16 protein-coding genes, 1 tRNA gene and 2 pseudogenes are annotated in these 16,305 nt (G+C 66.1%); 9 read left to right on the plus strand and 10 right to left on the minus strand.

Features of this window, described 5'->3' with window-relative positions:
• Positions 1-108: 108 nt before the first annotated feature.
• Positions 109-185, minus strand: a tRNA-Arg gene (locus tag K309_RS0126855).
• A gap of 80 nt (positions 186-265) precedes the next feature.
• Positions 266-1,975 (minus strand): MBL fold metallo-hydrolase, encoded by a 1,710-nt coding sequence (locus tag K309_RS0126860; RefSeq protein WP_029049251.1) that lies wholly within the window; start codon positions 1,973-1,975, stop codon positions 266-268.
• Between the two features lie 217 nt (positions 1,976-2,192).
• Here K309_RS0126860 and K309_RS0126865 point away from each other — a divergent pair, with 217 nt between their 5' ends.
• Together K309_RS0126865 and K309_RS0126870 are read left to right on the plus strand one after the other, a co-directional pair.
• Entirely contained in the window at positions 2,193-2,570 is a 378-nt protein-coding gene (locus K309_RS0126865; RefSeq protein ID WP_029049252.1) for a hypothetical protein, read from the plus strand.
• A gap of 251 nt (positions 2,571-2,821) precedes the next feature.
• The gene (locus K309_RS0126870) at positions 2,822-4,240 is read left to right on the plus strand and encodes a DUF1254 domain-containing protein (protein ID WP_029049253.1); all 1,419 of its coding nucleotides are present in this window, start codon (positions 2,822-2,824) and stop codon (positions 4,238-4,240) included.
• Positions 4,241-4,327: 87 nt separating this feature from the next.
• Here K309_RS0126870 and K309_RS0126875 read toward each other — a convergent pair whose 3' ends face one another.
• Both K309_RS0126875 and metE read right to left on the minus strand, forming a co-directional pair.
• Positions 4,328-4,639 (minus strand): hypothetical protein, encoded by a 312-nt coding sequence (locus tag K309_RS0126875; RefSeq protein ID WP_156914458.1) that lies wholly within the window; start codon positions 4,637-4,639, stop codon positions 4,328-4,330.
• A gap of 252 nt (positions 4,640-4,891) precedes the next feature.
• Positions 4,892-7,267: a 5-methyltetrahydropteroyltriglutamate--homocysteine S-methyltransferase gene (gene metE / locus K309_RS0126880; RefSeq protein WP_029049255.1), complete on the minus strand. Its 2,376-nt coding sequence runs from the start codon at positions 7,265-7,267 to the stop codon at positions 4,892-4,894.
• Between the two features lie 132 nt (positions 7,268-7,399).
• On the opposite strand from metE, the gene K309_RS0126885 reads away from it, so the two are divergent.
• A complete protein-coding gene (locus K309_RS0126885) occupies positions 7,400-8,317 on the plus strand; it encodes a LysR family transcriptional regulator (protein WP_029049256.1) in 918 nt (305 codons plus the stop codon).
• Positions 8,318-8,326: 9 nt separating this feature from the next.
• On the opposite strand, the gene K309_RS0126890 is transcribed toward K309_RS0126885, so the two are convergent.
• Positions 8,327-8,689, minus strand: coding sequence for a hypothetical protein (locus K309_RS0126890; protein ID WP_029049257.1), 363 nt, complete (start codon positions 8,687-8,689; stop codon positions 8,327-8,329).
• Between the two features lie 152 nt (positions 8,690-8,841).
• On the opposite strand from K309_RS0126890, the gene K309_RS0126895 reads away from it, so the two are divergent.
• The 4 genes from K309_RS0126895 (at position 8,842) to K309_RS0126910 (ending at position 12,203) form a co-directional block, all read left to right on the plus strand.
• Entirely contained in the window at positions 8,842-9,312 is a 471-nt protein-coding gene (locus K309_RS0126895; RefSeq protein ID WP_029049258.1) for an Lrp/AsnC family transcriptional regulator, read from the plus strand.
• Between the two features lie 203 nt (positions 9,313-9,515).
• Positions 9,516-10,112, plus strand: a complete 597-nt coding sequence (gene ribA, locus K309_RS0126900) for a GTP cyclohydrolase II (protein WP_029049259.1) — start codon at positions 9,516-9,518, stop codon at positions 10,110-10,112.
• Between the two features lie 201 nt (positions 10,113-10,313).
• Positions 10,314-10,799, plus strand: coding sequence for a MarR family winged helix-turn-helix transcriptional regulator (locus tag K309_RS0126905; RefSeq protein ID WP_029049260.1), 486 nt, complete (start codon positions 10,314-10,316; stop codon positions 10,797-10,799).
• A 51-nt stretch (positions 10,800-10,850) separates the two neighbouring features.
• On the plus strand, positions 10,851-12,203 hold the full coding sequence (locus K309_RS0126910; protein ID WP_029049261.1) for a serine hydrolase domain-containing protein: 1,353 nt from the start codon (positions 10,851-10,853) through the stop codon (positions 12,201-12,203).
• Here K309_RS0126910 and K309_RS44350 read toward each other — a convergent pair.
• Together K309_RS44350 and K309_RS43175 are read right to left on the minus strand one after the other, a co-directional pair.
• Complete coding sequence (locus K309_RS44350; RefSeq protein ID WP_500784381.1) at positions 12,157-12,387, minus strand: DUF7706 family protein; 231 nt, start codon at positions 12,385-12,387, stop codon at positions 12,157-12,159. The genes K309_RS0126910 and K309_RS44350 overlap by 47 nt on opposite strands.
• Before the next feature lie 131 nt (positions 12,388-12,518).
• Positions 12,519-12,839, minus strand: coding sequence for a hypothetical protein (locus K309_RS43175; protein ID WP_029049262.1), 321 nt, complete (start codon positions 12,837-12,839; stop codon positions 12,519-12,521).
• A gap of 29 nt (positions 12,840-12,868) precedes the next feature.
• On the opposite strand from K309_RS43175, the gene K309_RS0126920 reads away from it, so the two are divergent.
• Positions 12,869-13,720: a helix-turn-helix transcriptional regulator gene (locus K309_RS0126920; RefSeq protein ID WP_051320628.1), complete on the plus strand. Its 852-nt coding sequence runs from the start codon at positions 12,869-12,871 to the stop codon at positions 13,718-13,720.
• A gap of 21 nt (positions 13,721-13,741) precedes the next feature.
• On the opposite strand, the gene K309_RS0126925 is transcribed toward K309_RS0126920, so the two are convergent.
• The 3 genes and pseudogenes from K309_RS0126925 to K309_RS0126930 form a co-directional block, all read right to left on the minus strand.
• The gene (locus K309_RS0126925) at positions 13,742-14,965 is read right to left on the minus strand and encodes a LamG-like jellyroll fold domain-containing protein (protein WP_029049264.1); all 1,224 of its coding nucleotides are present in this window, start codon (positions 14,963-14,965) and stop codon (positions 13,742-13,744) included.
• Positions 14,966-15,292: 327 nt separating this feature from the next.
• Positions 15,293-15,397, minus strand: a pseudogene (locus K309_RS43180) (tail fiber protein); the annotation flags it as partial.
• Positions 15,398-15,494: 97 nt separating this feature from the next.
• Complete coding sequence (locus tag K309_RS0126930) at positions 15,495-15,746, minus strand: hypothetical protein (protein ID WP_029049265.1); 252 nt, start codon at positions 15,744-15,746, stop codon at positions 15,495-15,497.
• A gap of 351 nt (positions 15,747-16,097) precedes the next feature.
• On the opposite strand from K309_RS0126930, the pseudogene K309_RS0126935 reads away from it, so the two are divergent.
• A pseudogene (locus K309_RS0126935) lies at positions 16,098-16,305 on the plus strand (IS110 family transposase); the annotation flags it as partial.

Below are 16,305 nucleotides of genomic sequence, written 5' to 3' on the forward strand. Positions count from 1 at the left end.
TCAGAGTGGCGGCGAGCGCTTGCGCACAGGATGGGGCGCAAATTTCGCGCAGAGGCGCCATGAAAAAAGGGCTTCCGTTTCCGGAAGCCCTTTTCCCTTCTGCATAGGTGGCGCGGCTGGCAGGATTCGAACCCACGACCCCTTGGTTCGTAGCCAAGTACTCTATCCAACTGAGCTACAGCCGCACACGAGAGGCCGAATTGTAGCGGAATTTCGGGATTGCGCAAGGGGTGAGCGAAAAAAACTTTGCGGCCGCTTACGGCGGCTATGCCGCCACCTCCGACCAGTCCCCGTCTGCTTCGCGTGCCTTGCCTTCATCCCGCAGCTTGAGCAGGTGCGCAAGCAGCGAGCGCTGCGCGACCGGGTGCATGCGCGGCGGCACGTCGTCATAGACGCGCAGCACCAGCGCTTCGATCGGCGCGGGCCCCAGTTCGCGCAGCGCAGCCGCGACCTTGGCTTCACGCTGCAGCCGGTGGCGGACCAGGAGGCGGATCGCGTCCTGCGGGCGCGCGATCAGGAAGCCGTGCCCGGGGGCGAGCCATTCCAGGTCTTCTTGCTGCAGGGCAGCCAGCGACTCGAGATAGGCGCGCATGTCTCCGTCAGGCGGACCGATCACGACCGTCGAGCCCTGCATCACGTGGTCCCCGGTAAACAGCGTCTTCTCTTCTTCGAGCAGGTAGCAGAGGTGGTTCGACGCGTGGCCCGGCGTATGGCAGACGCGTAGCGTGCAGCCGTCGCCGAGGGCGATGCGCTCGCCGTGCGCGAGTTCGCGCTGCGGCGCGAAGCCCGCATCCTGCCACTGGCCTGCGGGCGCGCCACGGCCCAGCACGCTTGCGCCGGTCGCAGCCTGCAGCGCGGCCGCCGCCGGAGAATGGTCGAGGTGCGTGTGCGTGGCGAAGATCCAGCGGATCGGGCCCGGTGCCGCGGCCAGGATGGCGCGCACATGTTCGGCGTCATCGGGGCCGGGATCGATCACGGCCCATTCGTTGCGCGCGCCGCCGCCCACCAGGTAGGTGTTGGTGCCGGGGCCGGTCATCACGCTGCCGTTGTTCGCGGTCACGCGCCAGACGCGCCCGGACAGCTGCACCGGCAAGCCGGGGCATAGCTCGTAACGGCCATGGTGCCGGCCTTCGGGGTCGATGCGGCCGATCTCGGCATAGCACGCCTCGTTGGGCATCACCGGCCGCACGCCCGCGGCGCCGGTGGCCAGGCGCGGCATGATGCAGGCGATGCCGCGCAGCTGCGCCGCATACGCAAAGCAGGCCTCGGCGTTCTCGAATTGCGCGATCGCCGCCAGCGTGCGGCGCGTGACGTGCATCATCGGCAGGCCGCTGGCGGGATCGGCGGCTTCGGCAGGGCGGATCCAGCGGTGTTCGACGATCTCGTTGCCATCGGCGATCACTTGCTGGCCTTCCGGCGCGATCGCGACGAAGAAGCGCGTATCGAAGCGCTTGGGCAGGCCCGGCGGCGTGAGCCAGTAGCTGTGGTAGGCCAGCCGGTCGGCAGCCAGCCGCAGCCCGAGTTGCTCGCATGCATGCGCCAGGCCGGGTCCGCCGCGCTGCACGGCGGCGCGCAGCAGCGTCTGCTGTCCGGCGTCGAGGGCATCGGGAGGCAGCAGGCGTCCGTCGTTGCCGTAGGCGAACAGCAGGCCGGCTTCTTCGAAGCATTCGCGTACCGCGGCAACATAGAAGTCCAGGCCGCCAGCCGGCAGCCCCAGGCGCTCGCTGGCGGCGATGTCGTCGAGGCCGTGGGCGTGCGCATGCAGCGCCTTGTCTTGCAGCGCGTCGAGCGTGCCGCCGGGGAACACATAGGCGCCGCTGCTGCGGTCGTTGGCGCGCTCGACGCGGCGGACCAGCAGGACTTCCATGCCGGTGGGCGCGTCGCGCACGACCAGCAGGCTGGCGGCATTGCGCAGCAATGGCGCGGGAATGGTGGTAGTGGCAGGGCGTGCGCCGCTTGTCTCTGTGGCTGTCATTGTGTCGGCATCGTGGTGTCTTGCGGCGCCGCGCGCTGCGCGCCGGCGCCGGGAGCCGATAGTTTAGCCGTGTTGGAAGATTCGCAATCGCGGGCAAATCCGGAGATGCCAGGGATGCGCGGCTTTGGCTTTTCCGCCCGAAGGCATTAATCTGATGGCTCCGCTTCACTTTTTGGGAGGGCGCCAGCGTGCGCGCTTCCGCTGGGAGGAGGTCCGCGTGATACGAGTTTCAATCCTGTGCCTGCCGCTGGCGTGCCTGCTCGCCGCCTGCGCGACGCCGCCGCAAACCGCGCCGCGCCCGGTCCCGCCCGCCACCACGCGGATCACGGTCGATCCCCAGGCCGTGTCCAGGGCCGCCTCCGTCGCCTGCGTGCCGGCCGTTGCCGAAGCGCTCAAGCGCCGCTATCCGCAGCCCGGCAGCGTCATGCTGATGGCCGATCGCGAGCAGTACTACCAGCGGCCTGACGCGCAGACCTCGGTCAACGGCGAAGGCGTGTTCGAGCCCGATGACAGCTCGTCGGCGATCGGTTTTCACTATGCCTGCCTCTACAACGCGCGCACGGGCAAGGTCGATGATGTGCAGATGCGGTATTGAGCGGTTGGTATCGTGCGCTGTTTTCAGGTCCTGATCGGGTGATTCCGTTGCGTTGTGGAGGTGCTTTATCATCCACGTTCCGTGGACGCCCTCCCTTTGGTGTGATCGCCCTCTCTCCCCTGCGTGCGAGGAATTGACACGGCGCAAGGGGAGGGACAAGATGCGGGAGCAAACAGATGCGCCTCCGGGACGACATGCTGGCAGTCATAGCCGCAACGCCCGGACAAGGCGCAAGAATCGGGAACGGGGTCATGAAGCCTTCATTTCGTTTTATGGCGAGCGCGGTCACGCTCGCTGTCATGCTGTCCGGCTGCGCCAGCGCGCCGGATTCAGCCACCATCCAAACCGCCGCCGTCGAGCAGCCGCCGTCCGACCTGGCCATGAAAGCCCTGTCGGCCGAGGTCTTTACCTATGCCTATCCGCTGGTGCTGATGGACGTGACGCGTGAGCTGATGACGCTGCGCACGCCGGTCAACACCTTCAGCCACAAGCGCACGTTCCCGGATCCCAGCTTCACCGACGTGGTCAGCCCCAATGCCGATACGCTGTATTCGTCGGCATGGCTGGACCTGTCGCGCGAGCCGGTGATCCTGTCCGTGCCCGACACGCAAGGGCGCTATTACCTGATGCCGCTGCTGGATGCGTGGACCAATGTGTTTGCCTCGCCGGGCATGCGCACCACCGGCACCCGTCGCGGCAATTTCGCCATCACCGGACCCGACTGGCGCGGCACGCTGCCCAAGGGCGTGCAGGAAATCCGCTCGCCGACGTCGATGGTCTGGTTGATCGGTCGTACCCAGGTCAACGACAAGAAGGATCTTCCGGCGGTGCACCGGCTGCAGGACCAGTACCGGCTGACGCCGCTGTCAGCCTGGGGCGGCGGGCGCCGCGTGCCTGAGCGGCCCGCGCCGCGCGCCGCTGCGGTCGATACGCAGAGTTCGCCGGTGGAGCAGGTCGCGGCGATGGACGCGCAGGCCTTTTTCACGCGCTTTGCCGCGCTGTTGCCGGCAAATCCGCCGGCGCCGGCCGACAGCGCCATGGTGGAGAAGCTGCGCCGCATGGGCATCCATCCCGGCGTGCCGTTCAAGACCACGGTGATGGAACCGACCACCGCGCGCGCGGTGCAGGAGGGCGCGACCGCGGCGCTGGCGGCGATCGTGCAGGGCGCGCGCAAGGGCAATGCCGATGCCGGCAACGGCTGGGTCATGCACCGCGATCTCGGCAACTATGGCACCAACTACGGCCGCCGTGCGGTGACCGCGTCGGTAGGGCTGGGCGCCAACCTGCCGGAGGATGCGATCTACGCGTCGACACGGACCGATGCCAACGGCACGCCGCTGCAGGGCGGCGCGCGCTACGTGCTGCATTTCGACAAGGGCCAATTGCCGCCGGCGCGGGCGTTCTGGTCGCTGACGCTCTACGACGACCACCAGGCGTTTGTCCCCAACCCGATCCAGCGCTATGCCATCGGCAGCCGCGACCGCCTGCGCTACAACCGCGACGGCTCGCTCGACATCTATATCCAGCACGAACGCCCGGCGGGATCCCGGGCCGCCAACTGGCTGCCGGCCCCGCCCGACGGCCTGAACATGATGCTGCGCGCGTACTGGCCGGAGCAGGGGTTGCTCGATGGCAGCTGGATGCCGCCCCCGGTGATACGCGTGAACTAAGTCGGCAACGCTGCTGCTGGCAAGAAAAGAAGGCCGCATGCCTGCGAGTCTTTGCGTCGATGTATGCCTTCGGCCATGGGATATCGGTCAGCCACGCTTCATGATGGCTATCCGCCTCGGCCCCTTCCTGATTTCGTATCGGATCAGCACCTTGCAATCCTCTGCATCGATTGCATCCGGCGGGTCGCAGATATCCGCCGCCCGCTCCTCCTTGCGGTGAATCCATCGCCGTGCCCTGCGGCATAAGCGAGGGCAAAAGCCTTGCGGTTGACCGACAAGGCGGTTGATTGCCAGCAGGCGGGTAACCATCGCAATGAGGCCGCGGATGGGAAAGAGGGCGAAGGGCCTGACGATCATCGAGAAAAGCCCCGCCGCGGAGCTGCAGACGCGGCGGGACAAACGCGGTGAGTCCTGGGGGGACACCTCACCACGCTCATCCAGCCTATGGTATGTGTCGCCAACGCCGTATGGGTTGCCAAACAGAAGGAAGTATCAGCGGCGAAACCTCTCCCGGCTGGCCACGGATATCCCCCCTTGATGTCGCGCGGGTCATTGCCGAAGGAATTGCGCTCCCGGATCTTGGGTATATCTGATGGGCATGCGGCCTTCTTCTTGCCGGCGGCTGTTTTCGGCGATGACGCGCGCGTTCGCTCAGTGCGCGTGCGTCGCGCACCCGGTGCAAGCGGTGCCGCCGGCAGGCGCCGCACCGACATGGCCGGCCGGCTTGGCGACCCGCTTCCACGCCATCGCGCCGGGGCTGGTCCAGCGCGCGCGCAGCGCGCGCGCTGCACTGACCATGTTGGCCAGCGCCGCCTCGGTCTCTTCCCAGGCGCGCGTCTTCAGGCCGCAGTCAGGGTTGACCCACAGGCGCCGCGGCGGCACCACCTCGCAGGCACGGTCGAGCAGCCGCTCCATCGCTTGCACCGACGGCACGCGCGGCGAGTGGATGTCATAGACGCCGGGCCCGATCTCGTTCGGGTAGTCGAAGTCGCCGAAGCCTTCCAGCAGCTCCATCGCCGAGCGCGAGGTCTCGATGGTGATCACGTCGGCGTCCAGCGCCGCGATCGACGGCAGGATGTCGTTGAACTCGGCGTAGCACATATGCGTGTGGATCTGGGTCTGGTCCTTGACGCCGCTGGCCGACAGGCGGAAAGCGGTGACTGCCCAGTCCAGGTAGGCGTCCCAGTCGCCGCGGCGCAGCGGCAGGCCTTCGCGCAGCGCGGGTTCGTCGATCTGGATCACGCGGATGCCGGCCTGTTCCAGGTCGCACACCTCGTCGCGGATGGCCAGCGCGAGCTGGCGTGCGGTGGTGGCGCGCGGCTGGTCGTCGCGCACGAATGACCATTGCAGCATGGTGATCGGACCGGTGAGCATGCCCTTCATCGGCCGCTCGGTCAGCGATTGCGCGTAGCGGGTGGTGTCCACCGTCATCGGCTCCGGCCGGTACACATCGCCGTAGATCACCGGCGGCTTGACGCAGCGCGAGCCATAGCTCTGCACCCAGCCGTTCCCGGTAAAGCCATAGCCGCACAGCTGCTCGCCGAAATATTCGACCATGTCGTTGCGCTCGGCCTCGCCGTGGACCAGCACGTCCAGGCCCAGTTCTTCCTGCTTGCGCACGGCCAGCGCGATTTCGGCGCGGATGCGTTCCAGGTACTCCAGCGCGCCGATGTCGCCGCGCTTGAACGCCGCACGAGTCTGGCGGATGGCCGCGGTCTGCGGGAACGAGCCGATGGTGGTGGTCGGCAGCAGCGGCAGCTGCAGCGACTCGCGCTGGCGCTCGATGCGCTGCGCGAACGGGGTGGCACGGCGAGACATGTCGGCGGTGACGCTGGCCAGGCGTTGCTGCACGCGCGGGTTGACCACGCGGCGCGATTGCCGGCGCGACGCCTGCACCGCGTCGGAGGCCGCCAGCTGCGCGGCGACGGCGGCATCGCCTTCGTTGAGCGCGCGTGCCAGCACCTGCAGCTCGTCGAGCTTCTCGGTGGCGAAGGCGAGCCACGACTTCAGTTCGGCATCGAGGCGCGCTTCATGCGCCAGCGACACCGGCACATGCAGCAGCGAGCAGGACGGTGCCAGCCACAGGCGCTCGCCGAGCGCCGCCTGCACGGGGCGCAGCGTGTCGAGCACGCGGCGCAGGTCGGTGCGCCAGACATTGCGGCCGTCGATCACGCCGGCGGACAGCACGGCATGCGCCGGCAGCGCGGCCTGCCATGCAGCCAGCTGATCCGGCGCGCGCACCAGGTCGATATGGAAGCCGTCGACCGGCAGCGCGGCGGCGCGTGCGGCGTGGTCGGCGGCGGTGTCGAAGTACGTCGCCAGCAGCAGCTTCGGGCCCGCGTCGCGCAGGCCTTCGTAGGCGCTGTCGAAGGCGTCGAGCCATGCGGGCTCCAGGTCCAGGCACAGCGCGGGCTCGTCGACCTGGACCCACTCGATGCCGCGCGCCTTCAGCTGGCCAAGGATGCGGCGGTAGGCCTGCACCAGCTGCGGCAGCAGCGAGAGTCGGTCGAAGCCGGCCACGTGGCTCTTGGACAGCCACAGGTAGGTGACCGGGCCCACCAGAACGGGGCGCGCGCGCAGGCCTTGCGCCAGCGCTTCATCGGCTTCCTCGAAGAACCAGGCCGGGCCGCCGTCGAAGGTGGTGTCGCTATCCAGCTCGGGGACCAGGTAGTGGTAGTTGGTGTCGAACCACTTGGTCATTTCCATTGCCGGCTGCTCGCGGTTGCCGCGCGCCAGCTCGAAATACTGCGTCAGCGTCAGCTGCGCCGGGTCGAAACCGAAGCGGCGCGGCACGGCGCCGAGCAGCGCGGTCAGGCTGAGCATCTGGTCATACCAGGCGAAGTCGCCGGTGGCGACGGTGTCCAGGCCGCGCTCGGCCTGCAATTGCCAGTGGCGGCTGCGCAGCTGCGCGGCCACTTCGCGCAGCGCGGCTTCGCTGCTTTCACCGCGCCAGAAGGCCTCCTGGGCGAATTTCAGTTCGCGGCGTTCGCCGATGCGGGGAAAGCCGAGGATATGGGTGCGTGCCATGGGGAACTTGCTCCGGAAGATGACTGGCACACAGTGTCGGTTTGCCCATAAAATGAATCAAGCGACAAGTTTTAAACAATATATGAATCAATTTCATACGACGGCGGGGCAGGCCCGCGTGCCGGACCGCGCATGATCGAGGTCCGCCATTTTCGTTCGCTGATTGCCATTGCCGAATCCGGCAAGCTCGCCACCGCGGCCGAGCGTGTGCATGTCAGCCAGTCGGCGCTGTCACACCAGATCAAGGCCATCGAGGCGCACTACGGCCTGCCGCTGTTCGACCGGACCCGGCAGGGGCTGCGCTTCACGCCGGCGGGCGAACGCCTGCTGGCACTCGCGCGCGAGGTGCTGGCCGCGGTCAGCGCGGCCGACCGCGATATCGAACGGCTCAAGGGCGATACCCGCGGCGAACTGCGCGTGGTGCTGGAGTGCCATACCTGCTTCGACTGGCTGATGCCGGTGATGGATGAATTCCGCCGCCGCTGGCCCGAGGTGGAGGTGGACCTGGTGGCGGGCTTCCATGCCGACCCGATCTCGCTGCTCAGCGAAGGCCGCGCCGACATGGTGATCGGCTCGCAGCCGGCGGTCCGGCGCGGGCTCGACGTCGCGCCGCTGTTCCGCTTCGAGATCCTGGCGGTCATCGCCAACGAGCACCGGCTGCGCAACAAGCGCCGCATCGAGGCCGCCGACCTGGCCGGCGAGACGCTGATCACCTATCCGGTGCCGGAGCAGCGCATCGACCTGATCCGCGAGGTGCTGGAGCCCGCCGGCATCCGGCTGCAGCGGCGCACCGCGGAGCTGACGGTGGCCGTGCTGCAACTGGTGGCGAGCCGGCGCGGCGTGGCCGCATTGCCAAACTGGGGCGTGAAGAACTATGTCGACCACGACTACGTGCTGGCCAAGCGGATCGGCCCCAGGGGGCTGTGGAGCGAGCTCTATGCCACGGTGCCGGCGCCGCTGGCGCTCCGGCCTTATGTGGCGGACTTTGTCGCGATCGTGCGGGATACGTGCGCGGCGCAGCTCGACGGCATCGAACTGCTTCCAGCTTAGCGCGGCCCGCTAGGCAGGCAGCGCCAATGCGGCGTCGCTGCCGACCTTCGGGATGGCGGCGCGCGGTGCGGGAGTCAGCTCGCTTTGCGCTTCGCCCTCCGGATCGTCGACGTCTGCGTCCAGCACCGCCATGTCGATGCCGCTTTCCAGCCGGCGCAGGAACAGCCAGAGCAGGCTGGCATCGGCCGCGGTCAGGGTTGCATGGAGCACTGGCTGACCGGTTGATTCGAAGCCGGTCGAGTCGAAGCGCAATTGTTCTGGCACCAGCCCGGTTCGGCGGGCGCTGGCAAACACCCACTCCATCGCACCGAATGGGTCGGTGCCGTCGAGTTGCAGGGAAAGGCGCAGGGTGGGAGGGAAGGTGGCTGGCATGTGGCGTTTCCGGCAGGTCTTCTGATGAGGTTAATTTACCAGCCGGAGCGCAAAATGAGCTTCTTTATTTTCTCCAATATTGTTAAAAATGGAGAAGAAACGACTTCTTATGGAATAAAATGGAGATGTTTCGTCCATAAAAACAATAGACCATGGTACAACCTCCCAGGCTCGATGACACTGACCGCCGCATCCTGCGCGAACTCCGCCGCGACGGCCGCCTGTCCAACGCGAAACTGGCCGAGCAGGTCGGCCTCTCCGCCACACCCTGCTGGAACCGGGTGCGCGCACTCGAGGAAAGCGGGGTCATCGAAGGCTACGCGGCCCTGCTGAACCAGAAGGCGCTGGGATTGCCGGATACGGTCCTGATCGAAGTCACGCTGGAGCGCCACGACGACGACATGCTGTACCGCTTCGGCCAGGCACTTGCCGAACTGCCGGAAGTGATGGAAGCCTACCTGCTGACCGGCGACTACGACTACCTGATCAAGGTCGCCGTGGCCGGCACGCAAGGCTATGAGGAGTTCCTGCGGCACAAGCTGTACAAGCTGCCTGGGCTGCGCCACAGCCGCTCGACCTTTGTGCTGCGCACGCTGAAGCGCGAGCCCTCCGTCGAACCCTGAGCCGCCCAGCCGGCGTAGCCAGCTTGCTATGCCGCGCGCATCACTTTGCCCTGGCTGCAAAAGTCTGTCGCGCGCCTTGCTTTAGGAATATGCCGACGGCCCGCAACGGTGTATTCCATGGCCGAATCAAGCGCGAACGCACAATTCCGCTCATAATGTCGGCGGTGCCGGGCCGCCCCGCACCCATTGAAAAGAATTCCGGTATGAACGACACAGAAATTGAGCTGATCGATTCGGCACGCCTGCCGACCCGATTTGGTGACTTCACGGCACACGCCTTCAAGGGCGCCCACTCAGGCATTGAGCATCTGGCTCTCAGTGTGGGCGAGGTGGTTGGCGAGGACGTGCTGATCCGCATGCATTCCGAATGCCTGACCGGAGATGTCTTCGGTTCCTGCCGCTGCGACTGCGGCCCGCAACTGGAACTGGCCATGGAAAAGATCGCGGCCGAAGGCCGCGGCATCCTGCTCTACCTGCGCGGCCACGAAGGTCGTGGCATCGGCCTGGCGGAGAAGATCCGCGCCTACCGCCTGCAGGACGGGGGGCTGGATACCGTCGACGCCAACCTGGCGCTGGGCCAGGCCATCGACGCACGCAACTACGCCTTTGCGGCCGACCTGCTGCACCAGTGGGGCGTCACGTCGGTGCGGCTGATGAGCAATAACCCGCTCAAGGCCGCCGCGCTCGAAAAAGCCGGCATCAAGGTCAACGAGCAGCTGCGGCACATCGTGCCGTCCAACGCCGAGAATGAAAAGTACCTGGCGACCAAGCGCACGCGCATGGGCCACCTGCTCGACTGACAGTGGCAGGCCAGGCGGCATGCCGGCTAACTGCCCGGCTGCCCACGGGCCCGTCAGGACGAAGCGCGACGGGCTTTTTCCTCACATGATTCCTTGTTAGCCTGCGCGCGCGGACCGCGCAGCAGTTACTGCGCCCAATTGGTTGCTAGTAGCAACTATTGCCATTAGAATCTGTTGGCCACCCGGAAGCCTTCTGCCCTGATGCACGACTCTGCCACCACTGCGACCGGTTCGATCCTGGAATACCTGACGTTCCGGCTCAACCGCCTTTGCGAAATGACCAAGGACTCTGCCTCCGGCTTCTATGAGCGGGAATTCGGCATCGGCCTGAGGGAGTTGCGCGTGCTGCGTTTTGCCGGGCTGGAGCCCGGCCTGACGCTGACGCGGCTGATCGAACTGGTGCTGCTGGAGAAGACGGTGACTTCCAAGCTGGTCACCGCGCTGGCGAAGCGGGGCTTGCTGCGCCGTGAGGTAGGCGCGGCCGATGCCCGGCAACTGAACCTGTTCCTGACCCCGGCCGGCGCGGAACTGGTGGCGCAGACCTACCAGCGCGGCGATGTCCTGGAAAGGATGTTCCTGTCGGTCCTGACCGAAGCCGAAGTCCAGACGCTGGACCGGTGCATCGGCAAGCTGACCGCGGTGCTCGAGGCGCATCAGCGCGGTGTCGAGCCGCCGGCCGGCGGCTAGCAGGGGCAGGGGAGCGAAAACGGCAAGGCCATAAAACAACGAGGAGACGACATGGAACCCAATACCCATACCCGGACGCGCCGCCGATGGCGCGCCATTGCATGCGGCGCCCTGTGTGCCGCCGCCTTGCCGGCCTGGAGCCAGGACGCGGGCCGCGGCGCCGCGCCCGCGGCGCCTGCCCTGGTCGCCGCGCTGGACAGCGACCCGGTGCGGCTCGGCTGGATGCAAGGCTTTCCGCCGCCGCCCGAGAAGCAGATCACCCACGCGCCGGGCGCCGAGAAATTCCCGCGCAATCGCTGGCTGTTCTCGCATATCCGCGAACTGGTGCCGACCGCGTCGGTCTGGCGCGGCAGCGGCCCGCCCAGCCCGCTGCCGCGCGCAGAGCGCGATATCGGCCGGGTGCTGTTCACCGATGCGGACGGCACGCAGCGCACCTTCGAAGAGATGCTGGCGCTGACCTATACCGACGGCATCCTGGTCATGCACAAGGGCAAGGTCGTCTATGAGCGCTACTTCGGCGTACTGGACGGCCACACGCCCCATATCGCCATGTCGGTGACGAAGTCCTTCGTCGGCACGCTGGCGGCGATGCTGGCCGCCGACGGCAAGCTCGATCCGGCGGCGCCCGTCACGCGCTACCTGCCGGAAATGGCCGGCACCGCCTACGGCGATGCCACGGTGCGCCAGGTGATGGACATGACCGTCGGCGTCCGCTACTCGGAGGACTATGCCAATCCAAAGGCCGAGGTCTGGGATTATGCGCGCGCCGGCGGCATGCTCGCCCGGCCTGCCGGATACAACGGGCCGGGAACGTTCTACGACTTCCTGAAGACGCTGCAGAAGGAAGGCGGACACGACGATGTCTTTGCCTACAAGACGGTGAATGCCGAGGTGCTCGCGTGGATCGTGCGCCGCGCTTCGGGCCAGTCGCTGGCCAGGCTGCTGTCGGAACGGATCTGGCAGCCGATGGGCGCCGAGCAGGATGCCTACTTCACGGTCGACAGCATCGGCACGGAAGCTGGCGGCGGCGGCCTGAACACCACGCTGCGCGACCTCGCGCGCTTTGGTGAGATCATCCGCGGCAACGGGCGCTTCAATGGCAAGCAGATCATCCCTGCGTCGGTCGTGGCCGATATCCGCCGCGGCGGCGACCGCGGGCAGTTCGCACGCTCGGGCAGCGGCGCCGTGCTGCCGGGCTGGAGCTACCGCGACATGTGGTGGGTGTCCCATGACAGCCACGGCATGTTCCAGGCTGCCGGCATCCATGGGCAGCGCATCTACATCGATCCCAAGGCCGAGCTGACCATCGTCCGCTATGCGTCGCACCCGGTGGCGGGGAACGCTGCCAACAACCCGATCACGTTCCGCGCGTTCCGGGCGCTGGCGGAGACGTTGTCGCAGTAGTGCAATGCCGGGGTGGTGAAGCGATACGCCCAAGGACGAGAGCCTTCCCAATCGCATCAAATGCCTCGCGTACGAGGAACGCTTCTTCGTCGCTCGTCGCGCTGGCTCGGATAACCGGCCAGGTGAGGCGCTGTATGAAGCCGGAAAGGGCGACCGCGCGGCGCTCATCAATTGGTATTTGCATGGTGACGTGGGATGTTGCCGTTCGCGGCGAAATCCTTTGCGAGGGTCATTCTTGAGCCTGATTTGCGCCGCCGGCTTTCCCGGCGGCGCAAATATCGGGCTGCAACGGCTGTGCCGATCCGGTACGGACGCTCAGGGATTGCTGGCGAGATTCCGGAGCGCGGCCTTCTCGTCCCGCGTGTAGAACCGGTATGCCACGTACACAATGCCCACCCATACCACCGAGACCAGCAACGACATGCGCATATCCGGCAGGATGGCGATGCATGCGAGCACCGCGGCGACGAACACCAGCGCGATGTAGTTGAGATCATCAGCAGGACGGCGATCGCGCCCACGTAGAAAATCAGCAGGTGCCAGAACGTGGCGCTCACACCGGACGTTGAGCGCCATATAAGCGCAAAGCGGCTTCGCAACGCTACAATCGACATCGCCGTTTCCTTCCATTGCCATGACCTGCTCCGCGCAGGCGAAAGGCCAGGATGCGTCCCCCACCTAGCGCCCTGAAGTCCGAGGACCACAAGCAGCAGGCATTCCGGGATGAAGTGATCCGGTTATACGAGCACGAGCCCGACCTCCATGAGCTGCCGGCGCTTCTGTTCGAAAGCGTAGCGGCGCTGACCGACTGCGACCTGTCTGGCTATACCGAACTGCACCAGGCCAGCGGGGAGTGCCGCGCGCTGTTGTCAGAGCAAGGCGACCCCGGCATGCGCGCCGCATGGGCGCAGGCTTTCGCCGGCAGGCACATGCAGGGCCATCCATTCTGGGAATACGACCCGGCGTTCTTTGGCGAATGCGCGCTGCGCGAATCCGATGTGTTCAGCCATGACGAGTTCATGGCGCTACCGGTCGCGCGCGAGGTCTGGTTGCCGTCACGGCTGCACCGGCTGATGGCGGTGGTGATGCAACACGATGGGTATGTGGTCACGGTGGCCGGCCTGCGCGTAGCGGGCAGCCCGCCGTTCAGCGACGGCGATCGCGAGCGCCTGCAGGCGCTGCGTCCCCATGTGTTGCGCTGCTACCGCCAAGCGCAGCAGCGCACCGTCGCCCGTCTCGGGCCCGCGCAGCGGCTGCGGCTCGCGTTTCCGGCGCTGACGCCGCGCCAGCTTGAGGTCTGCGGCTGGCTGGCGCAGGGCAAGTCGAACGAAGACATCGCGGCCATCCTTGGCGTCAGCGTCGAAACCGTAAAGGTCCATGCGCGCGTCATCTACGACAAGACCGGTGTGGAAGGCCGGCACGCGGTGAGCGCAATCGCCCACACCGTGCCGCCGGTCGCGCAACTGCCGCCGCTATGGACGCTGCGGGAGGCGGCCGCTGAACGGCCAGCCGCCTGACCGAGTGGTGCGCTACGCGCGCTACGTGCGCAACGATGGCTGCTCGGGTGTCTTGCCGGTCAGCGGAGCGGCCAGCGTCTTCAGCGTGCCCTGGCTCGACGGCGGATACACGGTGGCGGCGATATCCGGCAGCGGGTCGGTGACGCTGGCGCCAAGGGTGTTCGCGTTATTGACCACCTGGAACGTGGTCAGCGTCGGCACCGCCTGCCACCAAACGCCAGTGGTGGTCTGGACCGGGTTATCGATCTCGAAGTGCTTGCCGATCGTAGTCTGCTCGGTGATCGACAGTTCCTCGGTGAACGAATCGGAGTACGACAGCGTCAGGTTCACCTTGGCGCTGAACAGCCCGATATCGAACCCCGATTCCAATCCCAGGCTCACGCCCAGCGTTTGCGTTTCACTGTCGGACACGCTGACGCCGGTGGTCACGTCGACTTCATAGCCGGTATTGACGCCGGGCTGGCCGGTGAGCTCGCATAGCTGCACCCATGCCTGGTTGACGGTGAGGATGGTATAGGTGCTGCTGTCACCGGGAACGACCATGCTGAACGGCGCGTTGGCGGCCACGCTGCCAGGCATCGGCTCATTGACGTAGGTAGGCGAAGGGGGCTGGCTGGGGGCCGCGTACGGGGTCGACGGCGGCAAATCGAGCGCGACGACGCTGGCGCCGCCGATCAGCACGGCGCCGCTGGGACCCCAGTTGCTGATGGCTTGCGGCGGCTGCACGGCAAAGCCCTGCGTGGCGGTGTAGTCGGCGCCGTTGGTCAGCAGCACGGACTGCACCATGCCTGAGAACGGGAACGACTCGCCGTCCCAGAACGCGCCGATGTAGGAGGTACCGTTGCCATTAGGTGCCTGCAGCGGATTGCCGGATACCGGCACAGACTGGACCTGTACGCCGTTGACATAGCCGGCCAGGCTCTGCCCTTGCGTCCAGATCATTTCAACCAGGCTCCACTGGTCAGTCGGGATCTCTCCGGCCACGAAGGTGTAGTGGTTGCCGGCGTTGTCCCAGACCTCTGGATAGAGCAGCGGCGCGTCGTTGCCCGCTGTGCCGATGCCAAGCACCAGCGACTGGCCCAGCGAGAACACCTTCTGGTTATCGGGCAGACCCGCGCTGTTCACATAAACCCAGGCCAGTACGTGGACCGTGCTGGCGCCCAGGATGATGCGCGGGGCGCCGGCATTGACCTGCACAGCGCCGGGCGAAGAAAAGTCGTATGCACTGACGGTTGGAGCATTCATGGTGTTACCCCTCGGATTTGGACATTCAGGAAGGTCATGAAGCAACGGGAACTCACCCCTGCAACACTCAGCCGCCGTTGTGCTTGTTTGACGGATGGAAGGAACGTGGCGGCGCGCGATGAGGTCTCCCGCCATCCGTGCAACGGTGCCGCGGCAGGCCTGCGCGCCGCGCACCCGGGGCCAATATAGGATCGCGTCGCGCGCATCGCCATTACTCTTCCGGGGTAGGAAAAGAGCGCGTGGCACGCCGGCCAGGCGCGCAGCGGAAACTCACCAGTGAGCGCGATACAGACCAGCGGCGCCATGTATCGCTGCATGTTCTCGTGCGGCTCGCTTCTGCGCAATCGGCAGCAATGCCCCGTTGCAGAGGGCCCAGCCCGTGGGCGCGAAGCCGAACGCGCACAGCCGGATTTCGCCAAGGTACTCGTCCACGGTCCACCTCCCCGGTCCACCTCCCCGGATCAAGGGAACAACCGCAAGAAACGGCGGCCGTAGAAATAGACGAATTAGATATTTCTGACAACTGATATCAAATCGAGTCACTTCCGTAGTGCCTTTTTTGTCCGAGGATGGCGGACGCGATTTCACCGCTGTAGAAATCGTCGGCATCTGCGCGGCCGATCCGCTCCAGCACGACGGACGCGGGTTCGTTCGGCCCAGTGGGGGTCGTCTGGAGACGCGGCGGACAGGACAAGACGCTGCTGAAATTCGTCTCGATCTTGCGCCGCCAAGCGAACATGATGATGCGCGGCGATCCCGACGGGAACGAATAGGATTTCATGCGCCATAGACGCCAGCTCAGCGACTTCCGGATTTCATTTCTCGTCCGGCTAGACGGTACGTAGTCCAGCCAATTCCGGTTTGCTGCACAACTGTGAGGAACCGGAGTTCGTCAGACTGCGTTCTCCGGAAATCAATGACTTAACAGCTAATTCCGTCGCCGCTCGGCCGTCTTAAAACCGGAATTTGCTGGACTGCCCTGACGAGAAGCACGAATTAGTCAGTATGACTCCCCTAGGGTGGGGCAAAAGGCTGGCCTGCCGCGAGGAATCAAACGCGGGTTAGCATGACTGCCAGAGCCGCACGGTGTGGACAGTGCCACACCCAGGCGATTTCCAGCGCGGAGGCCAGCATGGAACACGATAGCACGCTGTATGTCGGCTTGGACGTCCATAAGGACTCGATCACGGTCGCTTACGCACTCGGCGCGGGCGAGGTCGAACTGCTTGGCAGGATCGGTACCTCGAAGGCCGATATCGATCGCCTGTGCAAGCGCCTGCAGTCTAAAGCGCGCCGGATCCGCATCGTCTACGAGGCGGGCCCATGCGGATATGGCCTTT

The sequence above is a fragment of the Cupriavidus phytohabitans genome, assembly GCF_000426345.1.
In the GTDB taxonomy this organism is placed as follows: domain Bacteria; phylum Pseudomonadota; class Gammaproteobacteria; order Burkholderiales; family Burkholderiaceae; genus Cupriavidus.